The 22825-nt window shown below is 63.5% G+C and carries 23 protein-coding genes, 1 other RNA gene and 1 pseudogene; 8 read left to right on the forward strand and 17 right to left on the reverse strand.

What is annotated here, in order from left to right; translation table 11 throughout:
* Positions 1-64 precede the first annotated feature (64 nt).
* Complete coding sequence (locus LIW09_RS06895; RefSeq protein WP_256644921.1) at positions 65-3103, forward strand: bifunctional diguanylate cyclase/phosphodiesterase; 3039 nt, start codon at positions 65-67, stop codon at positions 3101-3103.
* A gap of 158 nt (positions 3104-3261) precedes the next feature.
* Here the strand turns inward: LIW09_RS06895 and LIW09_RS06900 are convergent, their stop codons facing one another.
* Positions 3262-4368, reverse strand: a complete 1107-nt coding sequence (locus LIW09_RS06900) for an alpha/beta hydrolase (protein ID WP_256644922.1) — start codon at positions 4366-4368, stop codon at positions 3262-3264.
* 95 nt (positions 4369-4463) lie between these two features.
* On the opposite strand from LIW09_RS06900, the gene LIW09_RS06905 reads away from it, so the two are divergent.
* Complete coding sequence (locus LIW09_RS06905) at positions 4464-5339, forward strand: helix-turn-helix domain-containing protein (protein WP_256644923.1); 876 nt, start codon at positions 4464-4466, stop codon at positions 5337-5339.
* A gap of 392 nt (positions 5340-5731) precedes the next feature.
* On the opposite strand, the gene LIW09_RS06910 is transcribed toward LIW09_RS06905, so the two are convergent.
* The 5 genes and pseudogenes from LIW09_RS06910 to dmeF all read right to left on the reverse strand — a co-directional run bounded on the left by LIW09_RS06910 (position 5732) and on the right by dmeF (position 10026).
* Positions 5732-7039 (reverse strand): type II toxin-antitoxin system HipA family toxin, encoded by a 1308-nt coding sequence (locus tag LIW09_RS06910; protein ID WP_256644924.1) that lies wholly within the window; start codon positions 7037-7039, stop codon positions 5732-5734.
* Positions 7029-7289, reverse strand: coding sequence for a helix-turn-helix transcriptional regulator (locus LIW09_RS06915; protein WP_256644925.1), 261 nt, complete (start codon positions 7287-7289; stop codon positions 7029-7031). The genes LIW09_RS06910 and LIW09_RS06915 overlap by 11 nt, the downstream gene beginning before the upstream one ends.
* Positions 7290-7509: 220 nt before the next feature.
* Positions 7510-8619, reverse strand: coding sequence for an MFS transporter (locus tag LIW09_RS06920; RefSeq protein ID WP_256644926.1), 1110 nt, complete (start codon positions 8617-8619; stop codon positions 7510-7512).
* Between the two features lie 112 nt (positions 8620-8731).
* Positions 8732-9046: pseudogene (locus LIW09_RS06925) on the reverse strand (YnfA family protein); the annotation flags it as partial.
* Positions 9043-10026 (reverse strand): CDF family Co(II)/Ni(II) efflux transporter DmeF, encoded by a 984-nt coding sequence (dmeF, locus tag LIW09_RS06930; RefSeq protein WP_256644927.1) that lies wholly within the window; start codon positions 10024-10026, stop codon positions 9043-9045. The pseudogene LIW09_RS06925 and the gene dmeF, both read right to left, overlap by 4 nt.
* Before the next feature lie 84 nt (positions 10027-10110).
* Between dmeF and LIW09_RS06935 the strand changes: the two genes are divergently transcribed.
* The 3 genes from LIW09_RS06935 to LIW09_RS06945 all read left to right on the forward strand — a co-directional run bounded on the left by LIW09_RS06935 (position 10111) and on the right by LIW09_RS06945 (position 11010).
* A complete protein-coding gene (locus LIW09_RS06935; RefSeq protein WP_256644928.1) occupies positions 10111-10275 on the forward strand; it encodes a hypothetical protein in 165 nt (54 codons plus the stop codon).
* 130 nt (positions 10276-10405) lie between these two features.
* Positions 10406-10627 (forward strand): metal/formaldehyde-sensitive transcriptional repressor, encoded by a 222-nt coding sequence (locus LIW09_RS06940; protein WP_256644929.1) that lies wholly within the window; start codon positions 10406-10408, stop codon positions 10625-10627.
* Positions 10628-10764: 137 nt separating this feature from the next.
* Entirely contained in the window at positions 10765-11010 is a 246-nt protein-coding gene (locus tag LIW09_RS06945; protein WP_256644930.1) for a hypothetical protein, read from the forward strand.
* A 19-nt stretch (positions 11011-11029) separates the two neighbouring features.
* Here LIW09_RS06945 and ssrA read toward each other — a convergent pair.
* The 9 genes from ssrA to LIW09_RS06990 form a co-directional block, all read right to left on the reverse strand.
* Positions 11030-11385, reverse strand: a transfer-messenger RNA (tmRNA) gene (ssrA, locus tag LIW09_RS06950).
* Between the two features lie 135 nt (positions 11386-11520).
* Positions 11521-12198, reverse strand: a complete 678-nt coding sequence (locus LIW09_RS06955) for a YiaD family glycine zipper/OmpA-like lipoprotein (RefSeq protein WP_425507870.1) — start codon at positions 12196-12198, stop codon at positions 11521-11523.
* A gap of 84 nt (positions 12199-12282) precedes the next feature.
* Positions 12283-13716: a WS/DGAT/MGAT family O-acyltransferase gene (locus LIW09_RS06960; protein ID WP_256644931.1), complete on the reverse strand. Its 1434-nt coding sequence runs from the start codon at positions 13714-13716 to the stop codon at positions 12283-12285.
* A 135-nt stretch (positions 13717-13851) separates the two neighbouring features.
* Positions 13852-14979: an alanine racemase gene (gene alr, locus LIW09_RS06965; protein ID WP_256644932.1), complete on the reverse strand. Its 1128-nt coding sequence runs from the start codon at positions 14977-14979 to the stop codon at positions 13852-13854.
* Positions 14980-14983: 4 nt separating this feature from the next.
* A complete protein-coding gene (locus tag LIW09_RS06970) occupies positions 14984-16396 on the reverse strand; it encodes a replicative DNA helicase (RefSeq protein ID WP_256644933.1) in 1413 nt (470 codons plus the stop codon).
* A 219-nt stretch (positions 16397-16615) separates the two neighbouring features.
* Complete coding sequence (gene rplI / locus LIW09_RS06975; RefSeq protein WP_256644934.1) at positions 16616-17071, reverse strand: 50S ribosomal protein L9; 456 nt, start codon at positions 17069-17071, stop codon at positions 16616-16618.
* A 67-nt stretch (positions 17072-17138) separates the two neighbouring features.
* Positions 17139-17369 (reverse strand): 30S ribosomal protein S18, encoded by a 231-nt coding sequence (rpsR, locus tag LIW09_RS06980; protein ID WP_114961112.1) that lies wholly within the window; start codon positions 17367-17369, stop codon positions 17139-17141.
* Positions 17370-17395: 26 nt separating this feature from the next.
* On the reverse strand, positions 17396-17818 hold the full coding sequence (rpsF, locus tag LIW09_RS06985) for a 30S ribosomal protein S6 (RefSeq protein ID WP_256647176.1): 423 nt from the start codon (positions 17816-17818) through the stop codon (positions 17396-17398).
* A gap of 177 nt (positions 17819-17995) precedes the next feature.
* Positions 17996-18343, reverse strand: coding sequence for a HesB/IscA family protein (locus LIW09_RS06990; RefSeq protein WP_256644935.1), 348 nt, complete (start codon positions 18341-18343; stop codon positions 17996-17998).
* 62 nt (positions 18344-18405) lie between these two features.
* Between LIW09_RS06990 and asnS the strand changes: the two genes are divergently transcribed.
* The 3 genes from asnS to LIW09_RS07005 are packed head-to-tail and all read left to right on the forward strand — an operon-like array spanning position 18406 to position 20431.
* A complete protein-coding gene (gene asnS, locus LIW09_RS06995) occupies positions 18406-19806 on the forward strand; it encodes an asparagine--tRNA ligase (protein WP_256644936.1) in 1401 nt (466 codons plus the stop codon).
* 11 nt (positions 19807-19817) lie between these two features.
* Entirely contained in the window at positions 19818-20123 is a 306-nt protein-coding gene (locus LIW09_RS07000) for a hypothetical protein (RefSeq protein WP_256647177.1), read from the forward strand.
* Entirely contained in the window at positions 20120-20431 is a 312-nt protein-coding gene (locus tag LIW09_RS07005; RefSeq protein WP_256644937.1) for a hypothetical protein, read from the forward strand. The genes LIW09_RS07000 and LIW09_RS07005 overlap by 4 nt, the downstream gene beginning before the upstream one ends.
* A 20-nt stretch (positions 20432-20451) precedes the next feature.
* On the opposite strand, the gene LIW09_RS07010 is transcribed toward LIW09_RS07005, so the two are convergent.
* Together LIW09_RS07010 and LIW09_RS07015 are read right to left on the reverse strand one after the other, a co-directional pair.
* A complete protein-coding gene (locus LIW09_RS07010) occupies positions 20452-22194 on the reverse strand; it encodes a hypothetical protein (RefSeq protein WP_256644938.1) in 1743 nt (580 codons plus the stop codon).
* A gap of 15 nt (positions 22195-22209) precedes the next feature.
* Positions 22210-22803 carry an NfuA family Fe-S biogenesis protein gene (locus LIW09_RS07015; protein ID WP_256644939.1) on the reverse strand — a complete coding sequence of 198 codons (594 nt, stop codon included), beginning with the start codon at positions 22801-22803 and terminating at the stop codon, positions 22210-22212.
* Positions 22804-22825: the final 22 nt, after the last annotated feature.

Here is a 22825-nt window from a genome sequence, read left to right on the forward strand (position 1 = left end):
TCAACGCAAGGGGATTGCCCTCGCGTCAGGCTGTCCAGCGCTTCACTCCTCGAAGGGACAACACGTGCTGCACACCCGGTCGCGCGCATCGATGATTCATCGGCTGTCCCTGAGCATCTGGGGCCTGTTCCTGGCCCTGCTCCTGCTGCTTGCCGCTGCCGGCTATGTGGCCATGCGGGTGGCCGCCGACAAGATCGTGCCGATGCTGGCGCAGCACACCGTCGAATTGCGCGCCAACGCCAGCGAAGGCCTGTTTCCGCAGGCCGAGCGCAGCGTGGCGCGGCTGCAGCATGAACTGCTTTGGCGGCTTGCCCGCACCGACCATGAGGCCACGCTGGCGCGTTTCGACACCCTGTTTGCACGCAGCCCGGACGGCCTGTGGCGGCTGCGCCCGGAACTGGTGAATGCGGAAAGCGCGCCCACGCTGTACCTGCACCAGACACCGCAGGGCCTGAGCGAATCCGTCCGGCTGCGCGCGGTGGTGGCCTATGACCTGCTGCGCGAACAGGGGCCTGCGCTGGCGCCACCGTTTTTTTCCGTCTACATGGATTTCGTGGAAGACGGGCTGATGGTGTATTCCCCCGGCATCGACTGGGGCAACGGCGCGGACGCCAGCGCCACCAACACCGGCTACCCCACCATGCAAGGCTCCGAGCCACGCCGCAACCCGCTGCGCAAGGTGTTCTGGACGCCCGTGTATCTGGACAAACAGGCCAACACCTGGATGGTGTCGGTCATCAAACCGCTGGATTGGCAAGGCCAGTGGGTGGGTACCGTGGGGCACGACGTCTCGATCCAGACCCTGCTCGACAAGGTGTCTGCAAGCAGCGACGACACCGCCACCCAGCTCATCCTCAGCGCAACTGGCGACCTGATCGCCCATCCGCAGCTGCGTCAGCGCATCGCCGCTGCCAACGGCCAGCTGAAGGTTTCGACGCTCAACGATCCGCTGCTGACGCAAGTGCATCGGATGATCGAGCGCAGCGGCGCCGACAAAGGCGCGGGACGCACGCCCGACGGCAGCCAATGGGTGGCGTGGGCGAAGATCCAGGGACCGGGCTGGTATCAGGTGCTCCTGTTGCCGCAGGCGCGGGTCAACCTGTTGCTGGCATGGGGCCTGGCCGCCTTGTTCGGCCTGGGTGCGCTGGGCCTGCTGCCCGCGCTCTGGCTGCTGCGGCGGCGGGTGCGTTCGCTGGTTGCGCAACCGCTGCAGCGGCTGACCAAGGCGGTGGATGAGCTTGGCCAAGGCGGCGAACCCCAACCCATCGCGATGGCGAGCGACGACGAACTTGGCCATCTGGCCGAAGCGTTCGACGCAATGGTGGAGGAACTGGTGCAGAAGCGGGCCATGCAGTTCGCCCATGCGCGGGCGTTGCAGACCGAGGTGGATGAGCGCCGCCGCTTCATGACCCGTCTGGAAGAAGAGCGCGCGCGCCTGTTGGCGCTGCTGGGTGCAATGAAGCTGAGCGTCCTGCTGGTCGGCAGCAACGACCAGGTGATCTATTGCAATGCCGCCTTCCTCGCCATGTGGGGAATCCCCGAAGGCACCACGCTTGTGGGGCGGACGACCCTGGAGGGGCTGGAATCCGCGAAACACCTGATGCAGGACCCGGAGCTGGTTGCGGAACAGCGCATCAACTCCGTCGCCAACAGGGACAAGCCTCTCCAGCTGGAAATCCGCCTGCGCGACGGCCGCATCATCACCCATCATTCGCACCCGGTACACGACGCGCACGGCCACTACATCGGCCGGCTCTGGGTGCAGGAGGACGTGACCCATGAACGTGAAGTCGCCGCACAGTTGGTGCGCCTGGCCGAACACGACGCCCTGACCGACCTGTACAACCGGCGTCGCTTCGAAGACGAGCTGTCGCGCTTCTTCCACGATGCCGAACGCACCCCCAGTCAGGCGGCGCTGCTGTTCTTCGACCTCGACGAATTCAAATACATCAACGACACCTTCGGGCACCGCGCGGGCGATACGGTACTCAATCAAGTGGCCATCGAGGCGCGCCCACTGGTGCGGGATACCGACACCCTGTTCCGCCTCGGTGGCGACGAATTCGCCGTATTCATGCCCCACGCCACCCTGGACGATGCCCAACATCTCGCCGATCGCATCGTGCGCAACATCGCGCAGACGCCACAGACCGTGCAGGCGCAGAGCATGCGCCTCACCACCAGCCTGGGCATCGCCCACTTCCCCAGCCACGCCAACAACGCGGAAGAGTTGGTCGCCCATGCGGACACGGCGATGTACATGGCCAAACATGCCGGCAAGAACCGCTGGAGCATCTACCATCCGGACCGGGACCTTTCCAGGGAAATGGCAAGCCGCCTGGCGTGGAACGACCGCATCGCGCGGGCGCTCGACAACAATCTGCTGCGCCTGCACTTCCAGGGCGTCTATCACACCGGGAACGGCCACCTGGCGCACCTGGAAGCCCTGATCCGGATGGAAGACGAAGCCAACCCAGGGCAGCTGATCATGCCCGCGCAATTCATCGGCCAAGCGGAAAAGAGCGGCAAGATCCTGGACATCGATCGCTGGGTGATTCACGAGAGCATCCGCCTGCTGGCCGTACACCCGCACCTGCCCGGCATCGCCATCAATATCTCGGGTCGCTCGTTCGACGATCCCGACCTGCCCGGCTTCATCAGCAGCCAACTGCAGGAGCAGCACGTTGCAGCCAGGCGCCTGCTGGTCGAGCTGACCGAAACCGCGGCGGTGTCCGACATGGGCGATGCCGCGCGCTTCATCGCCGCATTGCGCCGCACCGGCTGCAGCATCTGCCTGGACGATTTCGGCACCGGCTTCTCGTCCTTTGCCTACCTCAAGCACCTGAAGGCCGACGTACTCAAGATCGACGGCATGTTCATCCGCGACCTGCCGCTGGAAATCGACAACCAGGTCTTCGTGCGCGCGATCATCGAAGTGGCGCACGGCATGGGCAAGCAGACCGTGGCCGAGTTCGTGGAAGACGGCAGAACCCTGTTGATGCTGCGCGAAATGGGCGTGGACATGGTGCAGGGTTACCACATGGACAAACCCAAGGCCGACCATCCGGCGCTGCGCCACCCATCGGCAGGACAGCGACACTGATTGCACGGACAGGCACGGGCAGTGACTGCCTGCGTGTCGTGCCGCAGCGCTGCGACGCCTCCGTTCAAGACATTCACGAAACCCATTGGCCGCTGAATTGGAATTCGTGAAAATTCCGGATTCTTGCGTTCCTACACGCGCCCTGCACACGCGCCGCATCAATCTCGATGCACGCCCGTTGCGCGGGCCATTTCGCCTTGACAGGCTGCTAGGCAATCGCATTCCGTGCAGGCATCAGCGACAAACCGATTCGGCTTGCCGAGTGCCCAGTCGATGGCGTCACCCAACCGGGCAAGCGCGTCACGGCTTTCCGGCAGATAGTCTCCATAGGCGTGGAATTCGTGGTTCATGTGTGTCCAGACGTCCAGGCGCACCTGGCCACCTTGCCCAGCGACCGTTTTCGCAAAGTCACGGATCATGTCGACGAGGATTTCCTTGCCACCTGCCTGCAAGTAGATAGGCCCTAGACCGGTGAAGTCTTGGCAGATTGGCGACAATTCGGCATCGCTCAGGGGCTGGCCACCCTTGAGCCACGCGGCGAACTGGAGGGTCATGTAGCCCTGAACAAGGTCGTAGGGGTCATTTCCGAACTGGCTCTCGCCCCGTCGCCCGACATCGGTCCACGGGCTGAGACCAAGCGTCAGGGCTGGTTTCGGCAAACCAGCCTGGTGCGCTCCGATCAAGGTCATCAAGGCCAGGTGACCGCCGGCCGAATCTCCGCAGAGTACGATGGCTCCCGGATCAATGCCCCGTTCAAGCAGATGGCGGTAGGCCGCCAATCCATCCTCAAGTTGTGCGGGATGCGAGTGCTCGGGCGTCAATCGATAGTCCGGGGCGAATACCGCGACGCCCAGGGTATGGGCAAGGCAGGCGACGAAATGATGTGAGACACCGGCATAGAAGGTGTATCCGCCGCCATGGAAATGCAGGAGCGTTGCGTCACGGCAGCGAACCTTGGGCAGGAACCAGTGGCCACGCGGCTCGTCCGGGCCGGTTGGCCGAACCTCGACATCGGGATAGGTGTCGAGCAACGCATAGACGCTGTCGAAGTAGGCTCGACTGGCCGCGATATTGTCGCTCAGGCGAAAAGCATGGTTGAACTGGGCACGGAAATACAATGTTCCGTATTCGACCAGAATGGGCCATTCCGCAACCAGCGGCCGGCCAAGCACCCGCCGGACCAGCACACTCGCTGCGACCCTTCCTGAAATCGCCATGCTGCGCAGCTTGTGCGAAAAGCGGCCCTGAATTATCGTTTTCTTCATCTCGCGCTCCAGCGTTAAACTGTCGCGATGATGCCAACGACGGTTTTTTGCCGCTAGAACGGAAACGACATCGAATGCCCCGCCCAGCTGCGTTCATGCATATCCCCTCAGCCGCCCTCGGTGCTTGCCTCTTGGCCGGCGTTGAACGCGATACGCGCGGCTGTGTTCTGGAAGAGGCGGAACGTTTCAATTACTACCCGGCAACGCCGATGGTGGTGATCTCATGGATTTTCGAGGGGACGCTGCATATGGTCGAGGAAGGTGGGTCGAGTTTCCAACCGATGCTCAGGCCGGCGTTGCCGCGTCTCGTCGTTTCCGGACCGCAACGCCGCCCTTCGGTCAGCTGGTCGCCAGGCGAGGTACATGCGCTATCGGTCGGCTTTTATCCCGAAGCCATCGGCCGACTGATTGGCCGACCCATCGATCTCTATTTCGACCAGCACCTGCCGCTGGAAACGGTGGCTCCTACCGCACTTCTGCAAGCCTGTGAAGCCGTCTTCGGCGCCGCCGACCAGGATCCGTTTGCCGTGCTGGAGGCACAGTTCCAACCCTTGTGGCGAGAACCGCGCCAAGCCAGCCCTGCCCCGTATCTGGGCAACTGGGTTCGATTACTGACGACACGCGCCACGCATTCGACCGCCGGGCAAAGCCTACGCCAGTGGCAGCGTCGGGTCCGCGACTGGACGGGCCAGAGCTACCGCGATCTGCAGCTTTTTGTCCGCGTCGAGGAAGCATTCATCCGCCGCACTGAAACGTGCAACAGCAGCGCACCGGACCTCGCCGACATTGCCGCCGACGCTGGCTTTGCCGACCAGTCGCACATGGGGCGCGAAGTCCGCCGGGTTACCGGCTTGTCGCCAGCCCGCTTTGGCGAACGCCTGGCGAACGACGAGGCCTTTTGGTATTACCGATTGGTGGAATCGTCTCGGAAAGAGGATTGCAAAGCAGGGGGAGTTACTTGCCGAATTTAGACCTCAACTTGGTGATGATTTCGTCGACAGTAGAACCATCGCTCGTGGGCGCTTCAACACCGGCCTCTACAAAGGTCCGCCAGATGAACAATGTCATGTCAGCCCCATCGAAATCTTCGGTGGAGGATAGCCCCGGCTTACGCCGTGCTGCGCATTCTCATACCCCCACACAGCTTTGGACAAGATAAAGGCCAGAACCCTGGATTTCATTGGGAATTCCGGCCTGTATTGGACTTGCTTGGATCAGAACATGGAGGTGGATGGCTGCCGCCCGAAAAACTGGCTATCTGGTTTAGTCAGCACTTCTGCGGGTTGCTGCGGTCAAACTCGTCTGCGATTGGATGTCGGTTCAATTCCCAAACCCGGAATCGAACCCGCGTCCGCATGGTGGTTCAAACGGAGGGCTCGGCGGCTGCGTCATTGCCGGCGGCGGGGTCGGTAAGCCGCCGAATCGTCAGGGCGCAGCGTTGTTCAATCAAGGTATTGATTTGCTCAACCACAGCATTGCCAGCAAAACGGCGTCCGGGATCAGACTGGAGCTTGCGCGCCGTCGCTGGCAGTAACTTTGCCAATTCCAGAATTCGCCGTTTGGCCTGCGCCTTGGTAAAACCTACGCCTTCGGCGAACTGCTCCCAGTGCCGCGCCTGGACTTCGCTGAACTTGTACTTGCTGCCGATTTTCATCGCCATCTTCTGCGTCAGGGTTGGATACACCGCCGTCGACAGCGTGTCGTAGAACGGTGCCAGAACGGGGGCCGTGCCTGACTTACCATCTAAATACAGCAGAGAGAAATTCTTGGCGTGCGCATCATGATTGCCGATCAGCGCATTGAAGATCACGCAGTCGAGCAGTCGCAGAACCTGCGGTGCACTGGGGCGCGTCGCACTGCGCACCAGAGCAAAACACTGCGCCAGATCCGGACCACCTTCATTCTGGTATTTCATTTCGGGCACCACGCCCAGTGCTTGGCACAAGTCCTCTTGATGAAGCCGTTGCCGGTGCCCCTGCGCATCGATCAGTCGGTCGTAGCGCTCAACCAACAGAAACGAACGATCCAACACCCAATGGACTTTTGATTTTGCTGGCTTGAGCTGCATGGCCTCAGCCAGCACCATGCAAAATCCTTCGTTGATCACGCTGTCTTCAACAGCGTGGATGGCCGGTTTCAGGATGTGCGAGCTAGGCGTGCCGTTGAGGGGCAGCCCGATGCGCGTACCATCGAAAACCACTGGCAGCTTGTCTTGCGCGCCAGCCAAGGAAAGCCGCAAGCCGTCTTTGCCTGCCAGCATGGGACGACGCGGCAATTCATCCAGGATGGCAACGACTTCGTCGTCGCTCAGCCATTGAACGTCATCGGTGCGGGTCGGCACAGGCAAAGCCTGCCCCGGCTCAAGGAACGTCACGGCTCCGGCGCATTCGCCACCGATGTGGTCCAGCAGCGCAAAGTCGTTCTGGCCCGAGACCTGGAACTGCTGCGCAATCAGGCGGCGCATCTGCCCTTCCGGTAGAAGACCAGCAAAGAAGGGACGCGTTTTGCGATCATCGAACGGCTCCGCTTGCAGCGGCAGCGAGGCGGACAAGGCCACGGCGTCTTTATGTGACAGCCAATCGGGTGCGTAGCAAAAGTTTAGTCGTCCATCGACCAGCGCCAACGTGCCGACACGATCTGCGAAAAGCCAGACTTCCAGCTCATGTGCCATGGTTGCCACCTTCACGTTGATCGTCGGTCACCGACGACGGCAAGCCGCTCAACTGGATCTCACCACCCAGTGCATCAACGACCCGCAGTACGTTTTCCAGTCGCAAGGTGGGCTTGCCTGCTTCAAGGTCGACAATGAAGCGCACACCCACCCCAGCCGCTAGCGCCAGCCGGGGCTGTGTCAGCCCGAGCTGCTTGCGAGCGGCACGCAGTGCATCGCCGAGTTGTTGAGGTGATCGAATGGATGTCATGGCGCCATAAGTTTCCCGTTCGGGAAATTATCAGGCACAACCGGACTAAGTGCAAGGGATATTTCCCGACCGGGAATGTTGTGCATGGTTAGGGCATGATTCAGTCTTTTGTTTCCCGATCGGGAAGCAAAAGACAGCTCTCATTCCAAATTGACACGCATTCACACCCAATGTGGCGCGGTTTCCTGAGGATTGGCAGGGATGCTTGCAGACTTTGCGGCTACGTTCTCTTGAGCAACCCGAGCAGGGCTAGAACGCAAAACAGCGCGCCCGCATAGAAGGTAAATGACGCTCCGAACTGATCCCACAGGAGTCCAGCGAGCGCGCTGGCGACCAGCATCGCGACACCACTGATCAAATTGAAGACGCCGTAAGCCGTGCCGCGCAGATCGGCAGGTGCAGTGTCCGCCACCATCGTGGCCAGCAATCCCTGGGTCATGCCCATATGCACGCCCCATAGCGCCACACCCGCGACGACCGTCGTCCAGTGGTCGTTCCTGGCCAACACCAGATCGGCGCAAATCAGTACAACCAGGCCCCACGCCAACAAGGTCTTGTGGTTCATGCGATCGGACAGCTTGCCGAAGGGGTAGGCTGCGCCGGCATAAACCAGATTCATCGCCACCATCACCAGCGGCACCAGTGCCACCGGAATGCCGCCTTGTTGGGCACGAAGCACCAGGAAGGCCTCGCTGAACCTGGCCAGGGTGAACACCGCACCGACAACGACCACCCACCAATACGAGGCGCTGAGTCGCATGATGTTCTCGCGGCAGATCGGGTTGGTCTTCTTTCCCTCCAGATGTCGTTCGGGCTCGCGGACTCCGAAAACCAGCAGCAGCACAGCGAGCGTGCCCGGTATCACTGCAACCCAGAAGACTGCACGAAAGTCGTTGGCCCAGAGCAGCATCAGGCCAACGGCCAGTAATGGACCGACGAATGCGCCGACCGTATCCAGCGACTGCCGCAGACCGAAGGCGGCGCCCCGGACTTCGCTGGGAGTGATGTCCGCTACGAGTGCATCGCGCGGCGCGCCGCGAATCCCCTTGCCGATGCGGTCGAGAAAGCGTGCGGTAAGCACCATGCCGACTGAGGGTGCCAAGGCAAACAGTGGCTTGGTCAGCGCACCCAGCGCATAACCGGCCACCGCCAGGCCCTTGCGCTTGCCCAGGTAATCGCTGAGCGTGCCGGAAAACACCTTGACGATGAGCGCAGTCGATTCAGCGACTCCCTCGATCAGGCCCACGGTCAATGCGCTTGCTCCCAACACGCCGACCATGAACAGCGGCAGCAGGCTATGGATCATTTCCGATGAGATATCCATAAGCATGCTGACAAAGCCGAGAATCCAGATTCCCGCGGGAATTGTTCGGATTTCTCTTGAAGTTCTTGTCATGTCGATCCTGGGTAAGTTGGCGTGTCTTTGTTCGATCGACTCTTAACCTTGGCTGAAATGCAATGATGCTCATGCCCGCCAAAGCCACAGCAGCACCCGCTATATCCCATGTTGAAGGTCGTATGCCATCCACCGCCCACAACCAGACCAGGGCAGCGCCGATATAGACCCCGCCGTCGGCGGCGTATACACGACCTGATGCGGCGTCGTGCAAGGTCAGCAGCCACGCAAATGCGGCCAGGCTGGCCGCCGCAGGCAGCAGCAGCCACGCAGACCCGCCTTGCCGTAGCCAAAGCCACGGCAAATAGCAACCGACGATTTCCGCAATCACGGTGATGAGGTAAAGCAAGAACGTCTTCACGCCGTCGCTCCGACCGCTCCCGCTAGCTCCTCGCGGCAATGATGAATCTCAATAGTGGAGTGGACGATTTCTTCATGCACCGACAGGCGCTCACGCACTACATCGGGCGTCAGCGCTGCGTCATGGGTCACCACCGTCATCGCGCACGAATAAACCTGCTTGCCCACGCGCCAGACGTGCAGGTCGGCGATCCGGGTGTCACCGCCGTCCGCCCCGGTTTCCACAACCTCACGAATCCCATCGACCACCGGATGATCCATCTCGCGGTCGAGCAGCACCTTGCCGGTATCGACAATGAGCCCCTTGGCCCAGACTGCCACCAGCACGGCACCGACGATGCCCATAACCGGGTCCAACCACGACCAGCCGTACATCCAACCACCAAACAGAGCCACAATGGCGAGAACCGAAGTGGCCGCGTCAGCGATGACGTGCAGGTACGCCGATTTCAGATTGAGATCGTGATGGTGATCGTGGTGGTCATGGCCGTGATCGTGTCCATGCGAATGACCGTGATCGTGATGGTGCGCCTTGCCGAGAATCAGCGCGCAGACGACATTCACCGCTAGCCCGAGAATAGCGATCACAATCGCCTCCTGGTACTGAATGGGTTGCGGCGAGACGATCCGCTCTACTGAGCCGACCACCATCATCACGGCCACTCCAAGCAGGAAGATGGCGCTGGCAAAGCCACCCAGAATCTCGATTTTCCAGGTGCCAAACGCGAAGCGCGGATCCTTCGCATACCGCCGGGCGGTAGCATAGGCCATCGCGGAAAGCCCGATCGCAACGGCATGGGAGCTCATGTGCCAGCCGTCTGCCAGCAAGGCCATCGAGTTGTACCACCAGCCCGCAGCGATCTCGACCACCATCATGACAGCGGTGATCCACATCACCACCCGAGTACTTCGCTCGGCGGCGTCGTTGCCAGTATCGAAGACGTGGTCGTGTATCCAGTTGGACAGGTTCTCGGTATGCATGATGGATCTCACTTCAGGTAGGCGCGAAGGACATCGATCAACTCATCGGCACCTTGGCCTTGGCGGATTGACAAGGCCGCACTCGTGGCATCGAATGGACTGGGCTGGCTCAACTGCATGACCTCACTGGAAGACCTCGCCCGCAAGGCGGGCGTCGGTCGCGTCAATCTGGACGCCCTGGCCTTGCAGTACCGCGAAGACTGGCTGTCCAGCATCAAGACCAAGATCATGTTGGGAATCATCCCGTGAAGTCGCCGCGCTGACGGTGCCGACGCAAGCGAGGCCACTCAGCACCAACCCAAGGAGCATCGAGTGGCCAAGAAGTCTCACAAGATTGGTAGGCGAGTATGAGCCACACCGTCCGTGAAAGTCGAAGCTGATGGGCCGGGTGCGACGCATCCGGGGTCAGGTCGAGGCCCTGGAGCGTGCGCTCGACGCCGAGAAGGGCTGCGCTGAAGTCCTGCACCAGATCGCAGCAGTACGCGGCGCCATCCACGGATTGATGGCGGAGGTGCTCGAAGAGCACGTGCGCACGCACATCGCCGACCCTGCGATCACCAATGATGCCGAGCGAAGGCATCCGAGCGCGAGTCCGGCCTGAGCATGGCGTACATCGCCATCAGCAAAGTGTCCGATCAGATCCAGAACCGTGTTTTCAACAGGCCGCTGGCCCACAAGGCCAAGCTCGATCTTGTTAAAAGCCGCTTGTCGAGTTTCCAATCCCAATAGGCGGTGGCGATGAAGAAGACCCTTCTGGCGGCACTTACGGGATTGATGAGCATCCAGGCAGCGCCTGCTCTCGCTGAGAACTACGAGGTGAACCTGACCCGCAAGGGCAGCAACGCTTACAAAATCGACGGCAAGGACATCATCATCCAGACGCGCCACTGCTACGTCTACGCCTACTCCGGTGGCGCTCGCGAGGCCATGCCCGAAAACCGCGCCAACACTGGCGTTTCGGGCAAAAAAAATCCCAACCGATAAGGGTTGGGATTTCAAGTATTGGTGGAGGTGGGCGGAATCGAACCGCCGTCCGAAGGTACTTGATGCCCGGCACTACATGCTTAGCTCGTTGTTTGATCTCGGATGACGGCAACACAACGTGCGAAGCACGCCGTCATCCACACCCGCTTTGGTTTCGGAGCCAGTTGACGGGTCGCCGCCGGCACCTATCCCGTGATAATGACCCTACATCCACGAGCACAGGCACAAGTGGGTTCGGGGCTTACGCCTTAAGCGGCGAGAGCGTAGACGTCGTCGTTGGCGTCTGGGTTTTTGCAGCTGGATTATCGAGGAAAGCTACCCCCTCGGCATGCGCCGTGCGATCTCGCAACCCCCCGTCGAAGCCAGTGCACCCCCGGGAAACTGTCGATGTCGCCGACACCCCCAGTATAGGGACGGGCGCGGCTTTCACAAGCGCCAAGCTGAAGCGCAGCCCCACAAGAACACGGACCGCATGGCGGCCCGTGTTCCTGGTTGCCGTGCCGTCCCGGCTTATGAGCCCAGCGGCAGCAGGCGGATCTCCACGCGACGGTTGAGCGAGCGGCCGTAGTCGGTGTTGTTGTCGGCAATCGGGAAGCGCTTGCCCATGCCCACGATCTCGAAGCGTTCGCGCTGCACGCCCTGCCCCATCAAATAGCCCGCCACCGAATTGGCGCGCTGCTCGGAAATCCGCTGGTTGACTGCATCGGAGCCGACGCTGTCGGTATGCCCGCTGACTTCGACGATGGTCTGGCGATAATCCTTCAGGGTGCCGGCGATGGTGTTCAGCGCCGGGTAGAACTGCGGCTTGATGTCGGTCTTGTTGAAGTCGAAGGTCACGCCATCCGGCAGGTTCAGCTTGATGACATCGCCGTCGCGGCTGACATCGATGCCGGTGCCCGCGGTTTCACGGCGCAGCTCGGCTTCCTGCCGATCCTGGTAGGCGCCAATCGAGCCGCCCGCCAGGGCGCCGATGCCCGCACCCACCATGGCGTGCTGGCGACGCTCGACGGCGCTGTCGCCGCTCAGGAGGCCCGCAGCCGCGCCGATGGCGGCGCCAATCAGGGCGCCACGCTTGGTGTGATTGGGATCGTTGGGGTCATTGGTCTGACCGGTATAGCTGGCGCAACCGACGGTGAATGCGGTCAGGCAGACGCCGAGGACGGCGAGCTTGATCGTTTGGGTCTTCATGCAGAACTCCTTTGCATTGCGCGGACTGACTGCGCGCAGGCTAGGCGTCGGCACGTGGCCTGAATGTGAATGTGCGCGTCGCCGTTAAGCCTGGGTTGCGTCTTGCAGCAGCGCTTCGGCCCCCGCTGCGTCCAGGCGGATGCCCCAATCGCCCATCAGCGCCAGGTACAGCAGCGTTTCGAACTCCTCGCCGAACTTGCGCACCACCGCATCGGGGTCCGGAATCAGGCGCGCATCGGCAATCAGGCCAAAGTGCACCTGGTTGCGATAGCTCATGATCGACAGGCCCAAGCCGATGGAGCCGGTTTGCGGCACCCAGAACATCATGTCGCGCAACGTGCAGCCTGCCATGTACAGCGGCTGCTGCGGACCGGGCACGTTGGTCGCCACGGCGCTGGCCTTGCGGCTGAACATCTCGAGCGCGAGTTCCTTCACCGGCTGCGGGGCAACGCCCAGTGCGGCCAGCAGGCCGAATGCCATGATCGCCTGCCGCGATTGCTTGAGCTGGGCCATGCACTCGGCCACCCGCTCCAGCCGGCGCAGCGGATTGGCCTCGCCCACCGGCAGCTCCAGGAACACCAGACCAAAGTGATTGCCCAGTTTCCTGGCGTGCTCCAGCGGGCGCAGGTTGACCGGCACGGTGGCGCGCAGGGTCATGCCGTCCAACTGCTCGCCGCGCTCGAGCATGTAACTGCGCAACGCGCCAGCGGCGGCGGCCATCAACACATCGTTGACCGTGCAGTCGCAGGCGCGCCCCACCGCCTTGACGTCCTCCAGCCGCAATGGCTCGGCCCACGCCACGCGCTTGCTCACGCCCAGCCGGCCGCGCAGCAGCGAAGGGGGATCATCCGGCAGTGCAAGCGCGTGTACCAGTTCCTTGGCGATGTCGCCGCCTTCCTTCGCCAGCAGCGTCGCCAGCGACGGATCCTGCATCATCGCCATGCCCTGCTCCAGCATCTTGCCGCCGAGCTTCATGTAGCGATCCATCGCGCCCACGCGGCGCGCCACCGGCGCGGCCTCATGCTTGAGCCAGGCTTTGTCCAGGCGCGAGGCCGACGAGGATTCGCGGCTGGTATCGGTCAGCGACAGCAGCACTTGCACCAGCGCAATGCCGTCGGCATAGCAGTGATGAATCCGCGCCACCACCGCCGAGCCGCCCTGGTAACGTTCCACCAGATGGAATTGCCACAGCGGCTTGGTGGGGTCCAGCGGGCTGGAGGCCAACTGACTGACAAAGCGTTCCAGCGCGCGTTTCTCATTGGCTCGCCCGGGGCGGCCCGGCAGCCCGGACAGGCGTACATGCCAGTCGAGGTCGAAATGCTCGTCCTCCACCCACTGCGCGCCAGCCGCGCCATCCACCGGCTTCTGCCGGAACCGCGCATAGGCCAGGAAGCGTTGCTGGATCACTTTCTTCAGCTGGACCAGCGACATCGGCTCGGCAAACATCAGCACGCCGGTGATCATCATCGGGTTGGTGGGGCGCTCCATCCGCAGCCAGGCCGTGTCCACCCGCGACATCGGCTCGCGCCTGGCGTGCGTTCCAACACCTGCCCCGCCGGGACGTTTCAGACGCGGCTTTGGTGCGGCCATCCGGTTTCTCCCATGCAATGGCTGCGAGTGAATCACGCGCCCCGCGCAGGGTCAACGCGGCCGTTATCCGCCCACGTATTCCCGCGGGATGCGCTCGTTGAGCCGGGTCAGGATTTCATACCCGATCGTGCCGGCCCATAGCGCCACATCTTCGACGCTGATGGCCGCATTGCCCTGGCGCCCGATCAACACCACGTCGTCTTCCACGTAGGCGGTTCCGTCCGGCCCAAGATCCACCATGAACTGATCCATGCACACGCGCCCCACGATGGGGTGGCGCAGGCCGCGAATCAGCACGTCGCCGCGGTTGGACAGCGCGCGCGGATAGCCGTCGCCATAGCCGAGGGGAACGGTCACGATTCGGGTATCCCGTGCAGGCGCCCACGTGGCGCCATAGCTGACCGCATTTCCGGCCTTCACCACCTTGAAGTACACCGCCTGCGACAGCAGCGACAGCGCCGGCTGCACGTCCACGCTGCGGCGCGCCGCCGGATCGGGCATCACCCCGTACAGCAGGATGCCCGGACGCACCATGTCCAGCCAGGTCTCGGGGAAATGCAGCACGCCGCCGGAATTGGCCAGATGGCGCAGCGGCATCGGCGCGCCGGCGTTTTCGATATGCGCGCACGCATCGTGGAAGCGCTCCAGCTGCAGTGCCGTCAGCAGCGAATGCGGATCATCGGCACAGGCCAGGTGCGAATAGATGCCCTTGAGCAGGCACCACTTCGATGCCAGCGCGGCTTCGATGAACGGCGCGCAGGAATAACTGTGCACGCCGATGCGCTCCATCCCGGTGTCGATCTTGAGATGGATGACGGCCTTGCGCCCCAACTGCTCGGCCGCCGCTTCGACCTTGCGCAGCTTGTCCAGCGACGACACGGTGATTTCCAGATCGTGCTGGATCAGTTGCGCCACCTGCCGGCCCAGGATGCCGCCCAGGACCAGCACCGGCACGGTGATGCCGGCGCGTCGCAACTGCACGCCCTCTTCCAGAAAAGCCACGCCCAATTGCGCCACGCCCTGCGCCTGCAGATGCCGCGCAACCGGCACCAGCCCGTGGCCGTAGGCATTGGCCTTGAGGATCGCCATCACTGGCACGCCCACGTGCGCGTGGATGGCGCGCAGGTTGCCCGCCAGTGCATCCAGATCCACCACGATGCGGGTGGGCCGCTGGGTCATCGGCTCGCTCATTGCTCTATTCGAAGCTGCCGACTGACTCGTGGGCAAGATTGTCGAACCGGGTGTATTCGCCGAAGAATTTCAGCTTGAAGCTGCCGGTCGGCCCGTTACGTTGCTTGCCGATGATGATTTCGGCCAGCCCCTTGTCCGGCGAATTTTCCTTGTTGTAGTACTCGTCGCGGTAGATGAACACGATCATGTCCGCGTCCTGCTCGATGGCGCCGGATTCGCGCAGGTCGGCCATCACCGGGCGCTTGTCGGTGCGGGTTTCCAGCGAGCGGTTGAGCTGCGACAGCGCGATCACCGGCACGTTGAGTTCCTTCGCCAAGCCCTTCAGTGAACGGCTGATCTCGGAAATTTCGGTGGCGCGGTTTTCATTGTTGCCGGGCACTGCCATCAACTGCAGGTAGTCGATCACGATCAGGCCCAGGTCATGCTCGCGCTTGAGCCGGCGCGACTTGGCGCGCAACACGTCGGGCGACAGGCCCGGGGTGTCGTCGATGAAGATCTTGACGCCGTTCATCTGCGCGATGGCGCCGGTGACGCGGCTCCAGTCCTCGTCCTCCAGATCGCCGGTGCGCAAGCGGGTGGCGTTGACGCGGCCCAGCGAGGAAATCAGGCGCAACGCCAGCTGCGCGGCCGACATTTCCATCGAGAACACCGCCACCGCTTTCTTCGATTTCAGCGCGCCGTACTCGGCGATGTTGAGTGCGAAGGTGGTCTTGCCCATGGCCGGGCGCGCGGCGAGGATGACCAGATCGGTGGGCTGCAGGCCGGCGGTCATCTGGTCGAATTCGGTGTAACCGGTGGGCAGGCCGGTCACGCCACTGCCATTCTCGGCCCGCTTTTGCAGCACCTCGAACGCCTCGGCCAGCGCGCGCCGCACCGGGGTGAAGTCCTGCTTGCCGCGCGAGTGGCCCTCGGCGATGGCGAACACGTCCTGCTCGGCCTTGGCCAACAGTTCGCCGGAGTCGCGCCCTTCGGGCTGGAAGCCGTCATTGACGATGGCGGTGCCCACGTCGATCAGCTTGCGCTGGATCGCCTTGTCGCGAACGATCTCGGCATAGGCCTTGATGTTGGCCGCGCTGGGCGTGCTGGCGGCCAGCTCGACCAGATACGCGCCGCCGGCGACCTGCTCACCGAAGCCCTGCGAGTCGAACCACTCGCCCACCGTCACCGCATCGCAAGGCCGGTTTTTTTCCACCAGCTCGCGGATCGAGCGATAGATCAGCTGATGGTCACGCCGGTAGAAATCCTCATCGACCAGTTGATCGGCAACGCGGTCGAACGCAGCCGGGTCGAGCATCAGCCCGCCCAACACGGCCTGTTCGGCTTCCACGGATTGTGGCGGCACCCGCAGCTGCTCGATGCGCTGCTCGTTGCGGGTATGGAAGCTGGCGTCGGAACGCATTCCTGAACGTACGCTCATGGGTGGTTGCAAGCTCCCCGGCGAGCCGTCGTTGCGGCCCGATTGTTGTTGTTCGAAGTCGCCCATCGTAGGCTGCATTGGCATCGAGGTGTTGCAGACAAGTCGTGGGACATCCTGTGGATAACCCGTCTCACGCGCTGCGACGCCCGTTCATCCGCCGCACAAAAAAAACGGGCGCCTTGCGGCGCCCGTCCGTTGTCACGCGCGACGGGAAGCGGCTCAGGCAGCTTCCGGCACCACCACCACCTTGACCGTGGTGTTGATGTCTGCGTGCAGATGCACGTGCACTTCGTGCTCGCCGGTGTGGCGCAGCGGGCCTTCGCCCATCACCACTTCCGACTTGTTCACGTCCACGCCCAGCTGCTTGGTCAGCGCCTCGGCGATTTCGCGCGGGCCCACCGAGCCGTACAGCTTGCCTTCGGTGGACGCGTTGGCCGCGATGGTCACGCTGGCATCGGCCACCTTGCCCAGTCGGGCATTGGCAGCATCGAAGTTGGCCTTCGCCTGGGCTTCGTATTCGGCGCGCCTGGCTTCGAACTCGGCCAGATTGGCGGCAGTCGCCGGCACGGCCTTGCCCTGCGGCACCAGATAGTTGCGGCCATAGCCCGGCTTCACATCGACCTTGTCGCCGAGGTTGCCGAGGTTGGTCACCTTCTGCAGGAGGATCAATTGCATCGTATTGCTCCGTATTCGTTAGCGATGGCAATCACCGCAACGGTTGCTGTCCGAATGGACGGGCCAATCACACGTTGTGATTGTCGGTATAGGGAATCAGGGCCAGGAAGCGCGCGCGCTTCACTGCATTCTGCAGCTGGCGCTGGTACTTCGACTTGGTGCCGGTGATGCGGCTGGGAACGATCTTGCCGGTCTCGGTCAGGTACTGGCGCAGGGTGTTGAGATCCTTGTAGTCGATCTCGGTCACGCCTTCGGCGGTGAACTTGCAGAACTTGCGGCGGCGGAAGAACTTGGACATGGGTGTACTCCTGGTGGACGACGCGATCAGGCGGCTTCGACGTTTTCGGCTTCGCCAGTGCCAACGGCACTGTCGCTTTCGTCGTCACGACGACGGCGTTCGCCGCGCTCGGGCTTGTCGCCCTTCTCGTCCTTGTTCTTCATGATCAGGGACTGCTCGGTCACGATGTCGTCGCGGCGCATCACCAGGTGGCGCAGGATGGCGTCGTTGAAGCGGAAGCCATCGACCAGCTCGTCGAGCACGGCCTGTTCGACCTCGATGTTCAGCAGCACGTAGTGCGCCTTGACCAGGTTCTGGATCGGGTACGCCAGCTGGCGACGACCCCAGTCTTCCAGGCGATGAATCTTGCCATTGCCGGCTTCGATCGCGGACTTGTAGCGCTCGATCATGGCCGGGACTTGCTCGCTCTGGTCCGGATGGACCAGGAACACGATTTCGTAGTGACGCATGGTGGTTTCCTCGTGGATATCGGCCGGCGGAATGCCGGCCACATAGCCCTCGGCCATCTGTCGCGATGCACGGACAGGCGCGTTCGGGCGAGATCTCCCGCGAACGGGAGCCGGCCATTATCGCCAATCAGGGCGCGCGACGCAAACAACGCGCCGGCAGGCGCCTGCCCAGGCAGGTCAGAGCTCGATGATCCGCTCGGCGTCGGTGGTGAAGCTGGACCCGCAGCCGCAGCCGCCGGTCACGTTGGGGTTGCTGAACACGAACTGCGCGTTCAAGCCCTGCTGGACATAGTCGATGCGGGTCCCGTCCACCTGCGCCAGGCTGGCCGCATCGACGAAGATGTGCACGCCGCCATCGTCGAACACGGCATCGTCCGGCCTGCGCTCGTGCGCTACTTCGACCTTGTAGCCCCACCCGGAGCAGCCGCTGCGGGACACGCCAAAGCGCAATCCCAACGCAGTGGTGTCGAGTTCGAGAAAGCCGAGGATGCGGGCGCGGGCGGATTCGGTCAGGTGAATGCTCATTTCGCCATTGTAGCTCCGGTAAACTGGGAAACCATTTCATGCATGCAATGCAGGATTCCAAGATGACCACGATGTCGGTTGCCCAACTCCTTGCCGGGCACGCCCCGGAAGGCGGCCAGGTCAGCGTGCGCGGCTGGGTGCGCACGCGCCGCGACTCCAAGGCCGGGCTGTCCTTCGTCAACGTCAGCGACGGCTCCTGCTTCGCGCCGATCCAGGTGGTCGCGCCGGACGCGCTGGCCAACTACGACTCCGAGGTGAAGCACCTGACCACCGGCTGCGCGGTGGTGTGCACCGGCACGCTGGTGAAGTCGCAGGGCCAGGGCCAGAGCTTCGAGGTGCAGGCCTCCGCCGTCGAGGTCGTCGGCTGGGTGGAAGATCCACTGACCTATCCGATGCAGCCCAAGCAGCACTCGCTGGAATACCTGCGCGAATTCGCCCACCTGCGCCCGCGCACCAACCTGTTCGGCGCCGTCACCCGCATCCGCCATTGCCTGGCGCAGGCGGTGCACCGCTTCTTCCACGAGCGCCAGTTCTACTGGATCAGCACGCCGATCATCACCACGTCCGATGCCGAGGGCGCCGGCCAGATGTTCCGCGTCTCCACCCTGGACATGGCCAACCTGCCGCGCGACGGCAAGGGCAACGTCGACTTCAGCCGCGACTTCTTCGGCAAGGAAACCTTCCTCACCGTGTCCGGCCAGCTCAACGTCGAGGCCTACTGCCTCAGCCTGAGCAAGGTCTACACCTTCGGCCCGACCTTCCGCGCCGAGAACAGCAACACCACGCGCCATCTGGCCGAATTCTGGATGATCGAGCCGGAGATCGCCTTCGCCGACCTCAACGACGACGCCAACCTGGCCGAAGAGTTCCTCAAGTACCTGTTCCGTGCGGTGCTCGACGAACGCGGCGACGACATGGCCTTCATCGCCGAGCGCGTGCAGAAGGACGCGATCACCAAGCTCGATGCGTTCATCAACGCGCCGTTCGAGCGCATCGAATACGGCGAGGCGATCCGCCTTCTGCAGACGTCGGGCAAGACGTTCGACTTCCCGGTGGAATGGGGCCTGGACCTGCAGACCGAACACGAGCGCTGGCTGACCGAAGAACACGTCGGCCGCCCGGTGGTGGTGATGAACTATCCGGAGCAGATCAAGGCGTTCTACATGCGCCTGAACGACGATGGCAGGACGGTGGCCGCGATGGACGTGCTGGCGCCGGGCATCGGCGAGATCATCGGCGGCAGCCAGCGTGAAGAACGCCTGGACATGCTGGACGCGCGCATGGCGCAGTTCGGGCTGGACCCGGCGCATTACGGGTGGTATCGCGACTTCCGACGCTACGGCACGGTGCCGCACGCCGGCTTTGGCCTCGGTTTCGAACGGCTGGTGGTCTACGTCTGCGGCCTGGCGAACATCCGCGACGCGATCGCCTACCCGCGCGCACCGGGGTCGGCGGAGTTCTGATGGACGCCGACCTGATCCTGTTCTTCGCACTGACCTCGTTTGCGACGGCGATCGCCGGCGCCACCGCCTTTGTCATTTTCTGGCCATTGACCCTGGTGCACATCCGCGACCGCCATCCCGCCATCACCGCGCTACTGGGCGAAGGGGCGTTCCTGAAGCCTGCGGCACTCTGGTGGCTGCTGCGTCGCGGGTATCGCAGCACGCCCGATCCGTCGCTATCGGGGCTGGCCGCACCGGCGCGGATTTCCATGCTGGTGATTCTGGCTGGCATTGCCTTGGGCGGCCTGCTGTGGATCGTCGGAAAGGCACTGACATGAACGACAGCATGCAACACGACAGCTGGTGGCTGGCCATGCTGGGGCGCACGCTGGTATGGGCGCGGCTGCGCGAGCGCGAGGCCGGCACCGCCGAAGTATTCGACAGCGACGGCAACACCCTGGCCTACGACAGTCTCGATACCGCGCGCGCGGCCCTCATGGATGCCGAGTTCGTGGAATTCAGCGGACTGGACGAAGACGACGCGCAAGAACACGGATTCTCGCTGCACGACGTCAACCCGCCGCAATCCAGCGACGACGCGGTGTTGCGCGGCCTGATGGTGCAACGACTGGGCGCACGCGGCTAGAGCGCCGCGCGCCACGGCGATCAGCCGCCTGCCGGCGGCGGCGCAACAGGTGGCGGCGCACGCACGCTGCCATTGTCTTCCTGCAACGCCGGCTTGAAGGGAATCTCCGGCGCCTTGCGCCCGGTCGAAGGCTGTTCGTTGGCATCCGGATCCACCGGTATGCAGCCTCCGCCAAGCGACAACAGCGACACCACGCAATTCAACTTGAGCCCGGTGCCCGGAATCGGGATCGACACTTGCTTGATGCCGCGCCGCACCCATTCCTCCAGCAACGTTCCGCTGGGGATCCAATACTTGTCAAAGCGGGTGCCGCGATACTCCAGGCCCGGCCGCTTGAGCCAGGTGCCGGCGCGGTCGATGTCGATGCCGCTGTTCTTCGACCACTGATCGGGCAGGCGCGGGCTGCCGTCCGCATTGAACAAGCCCGACTTGCCACTGCCATCATGGCCGTTGCCATTGCCGGTTCCCGCCACGTTGCGGTTGGACGCGCCCCAATCGTCGCTTTTCGCCGCCCCCGGCCAGCCGCCCGGCGCGGCCTTCAGGCCCGGACCGGCGCCGGTTCCGGCGCTGGCCACCCCGCGCCCGCCGGCATCCGCCGCGCGCGCGCCGGCTCCCCGGCCGGCCTGCGCCGTGCCGTCGCCTGCGGGACTGGTCTTGCTCCCGCCCGCGCCCGGTGCGATGGCCGTGCCATTGGCAGCGCTGCCGTTGCCGGGCTGCGCTGCACTTGCACCACCGTCACCCGTTCGCAACGGGATCTCGGCCACCTGTCCGCGCAGCTGCGGCACTTTGATCTGCGCCTGTTGCGCGCCCGCGGTGGGCGTGCTGCGCTCACGCGACAGCAAACGGGTATCCGGGACAAAGGTTTCGATCGCCTGCACCTGCGTGTTCAACGCGGGTGCGCGCAGCTGCACGTCGCGCTGCTTGACCTGCAGCGTCCTGACCGGCTGCGTTTGCAGGGTTGCGATCTGCTCCACTTGCGGCTGTGGCTGCACGTCGGGCAGACGGACGTCCGGCAGCGTCACGCTGCGCTCGCGCGGCGGCGGCAGCTGGAAGCTCTGCGGCTGTGGCTGCGGGACATTGCTGACCTGCAACTGCTGGGCTGCCGATGGTTCTGCCAGCAGAGGCTTGGCAGGCTGGAGTTTCGGCATCTCGCTGCTGGCAGCCACAGGCGCGGCGGCCGGCACCGCAACCTGCTCCAGCACCGGGTGCGCGGCTGGCGCGCTGGCGCCCGCCGATGCGGGTGCCGGTGAAGGCTTGAGCGACGGCGCTGCGGATGCCGGCGCGGATTCCGCGCCCGCACTGGCCAGCGCCCCGCCCCCCGCCACCGCGTTGCCGCGCCCGATGAACTCGACCTGCACCGCCTCGACGGACGCCTCCTCCTGTTGCTGTGCCAGCGCCAGAAAGCGCAGGTACATCAGCCACAGCAGCAGGCCCGCCAGCAGCAGGTGCAGCAGCAGGTCGGCAACGCCGACACCGATACGCAATGTGCGATCTTCGCGCGGATTGTTCGGCCGGCCCAACCGCAGCAACTGGAAAAACGGGCGGCCCAGCCCCCCGGCCTTGCCGATGCGCTGCAGCGGCCGCTGCACGAATGTTTCAATCCAGGCCTGCGGCGGCGCATGGCGCGGCTTGGACTCGACCTGCGACATGGCATCCAGCCATCCCTGCCAGCCGGAGGGAAGTTCTTCCGGCGCCTGCGCACGACCGGTCTTGAGCAGATGCCGCTGATTGAGCGCGGCAATGACGTCATTGGCTGTCGTCACGCGCGCATGGCTCCGTCAGACCGCGTTGTTCGACATGTAGGGCGCGCTGCCACTGGCATGATCGGTGGCGTCGCGCACGCCGGTCACGCCGGGAACCTTGTCCAGCAGGGTTTTCTCGACACCTTGCTTCAGGGTGATGTCCACCATGCTGCAGCCGTGGCAGCCGCCGCCGAAGTTCAGTACCACGATGCCGTCGGCGCTGACTTCGGTGAGCGTGACGTGGCCCTTGTGCATGGCCAGCTGCGGGTTGACGTCGTTGTCGATGACCCACTGCACGCGCTCGACCAGCGACGCGGCCTGACCCGGCGCCACGCCCTTGATCCTGGGCGCGCGGATCTGCAACTGCCCGCCGGTGGCCATCGTGGTGTAATCGATGTCCGCACCGTCCAGAAACGGCACGCTGGGCGCATCCAGCCAGAGCGTGAAGCCCTCGCAATCGATAGCCCATTCATCACCGTTCAGTTCACCGGGCTCGGCAAACTCCAGGCGCACGTCGGCACGCGTGGTGCCGGCGTTCTGCGCAGACAGGCGCACGCCCAAGCCTGCAATGGCCTCACGTTCGATCAACTTTCGGAAATGCGTCTGGGCGGCTTCGGAAATCTGGATCATCCCGCTATTCTAGCGGTGCGGA

The organism is Thermomonas paludicola, assembly GCF_024498955.1.
GTDB lineage: Bacteria > Pseudomonadota > Gammaproteobacteria > Xanthomonadales > Xanthomonadaceae > Thermomonas > Thermomonas paludicola.

What these genes read in the sequence shown, in the direction of transcription:
- LIW09_RS06900 (WP_256644922.1), bottom strand. Translation starts at nt 4,368, where the DNA reads ATGAAGAAAACGATAATTCAGGGCCGCTTTTCGCACAAGCTGCGCAGC.
- LIW09_RS06905 (WP_256644923.1), top strand. Translation starts at nt 4,464, where the DNA reads ATGCATATCCCCTCAGCCGCCCTCGGTGCTTGCCTCTTGGCCGGCGTT.
- LIW09_RS06910 (WP_256644924.1), bottom strand. Translation starts at nt 7,039, where the DNA reads ATGGCACATGAGCTGGAAGTCTGGCTTTTCGCAGATCGTGTCGGCACG.
- LIW09_RS06915 (WP_256644925.1), bottom strand. Translation starts at nt 7,289, where the DNA reads ATGACATCCATTCGATCACCTCAACAACTCGGCGATGCACTGCGTGCC.
- LIW09_RS06920 (WP_256644926.1), bottom strand. Translation starts at nt 8,619, where the DNA reads ATGCTTATGGATATCTCATCGGAAATGATCCATAGCCTGCTGCCGCTG.
- dmeF (WP_256644927.1), bottom strand. Translation starts at nt 10,026, where the DNA reads ATGCATACCGAGAACCTGTCCAACTGGATACACGACCACGTCTTCGAT.
- LIW09_RS06940 (WP_256644929.1), top strand. Translation starts at nt 10,406, where the DNA reads ATGGGCCGGGTGCGACGCATCCGGGGTCAGGTCGAGGCCCTGGAGCGT.
- LIW09_RS06945 (WP_256644930.1), top strand. Translation starts at nt 10,765, where the DNA reads ATGAAGAAGACCCTTCTGGCGGCACTTACGGGATTGATGAGCATCCAG.
- LIW09_RS06955 (WP_425507870.1), bottom strand. Translation starts at nt 12,198, where the DNA reads ATGAAGACCCAAACGATCAAGCTCGCCGTCCTCGGCGTCTGCCTGACC.
- LIW09_RS06960 (WP_256644931.1), bottom strand. Translation starts at nt 13,716, where the DNA reads ATGTCGCGGGTGGACACGGCCTGGCTGCGGATGGAGCGCCCCACCAAC.
- alr (WP_256644932.1), bottom strand. Translation starts at nt 14,979, where the DNA reads ATGAGCGAGCCGATGACCCAGCGGCCCACCCGCATCGTGGTGGATCTG.
- LIW09_RS06970 (WP_256644933.1), bottom strand. Translation starts at nt 16,396, where the DNA reads ATGAGCGTACGTTCAGGAATGCGTTCCGACGCCAGCTTCCATACCCGC.
- rplI (WP_256644934.1), bottom strand. Translation starts at nt 17,071, where the DNA reads ATGCAATTGATCCTCCTGCAGAAGGTGACCAACCTCGGCAACCTCGGC.
- rpsR (WP_114961112.1), bottom strand. Translation starts at nt 17,369, where the DNA reads ATGTCCAAGTTCTTCCGCCGCCGCAAGTTCTGCAAGTTCACCGCCGAA.
- rpsF (WP_256647176.1), bottom strand. Translation starts at nt 17,818, where the DNA reads ATGCGTCACTACGAAATCGTGTTCCTGGTCCATCCGGACCAGAGCGAG.
- LIW09_RS06990 (WP_256644935.1), bottom strand. Translation starts at nt 18,343, where the DNA reads ATGAGCATTCACCTGACCGAATCCGCCCGCGCCCGCATCCTCGGCTTT.
- asnS (WP_256644936.1), top strand. Translation starts at nt 18,406, where the DNA reads ATGACCACGATGTCGGTTGCCCAACTCCTTGCCGGGCACGCCCCGGAA.
- LIW09_RS07005 (WP_256644937.1), top strand. Translation starts at nt 20,120, where the DNA reads ATGAACGACAGCATGCAACACGACAGCTGGTGGCTGGCCATGCTGGGG.
- LIW09_RS07015 (WP_256644939.1), bottom strand. Translation starts at nt 22,803, where the DNA reads ATGATCCAGATTTCCGAAGCCGCCCAGACGCATTTCCGAAAGTTGATC.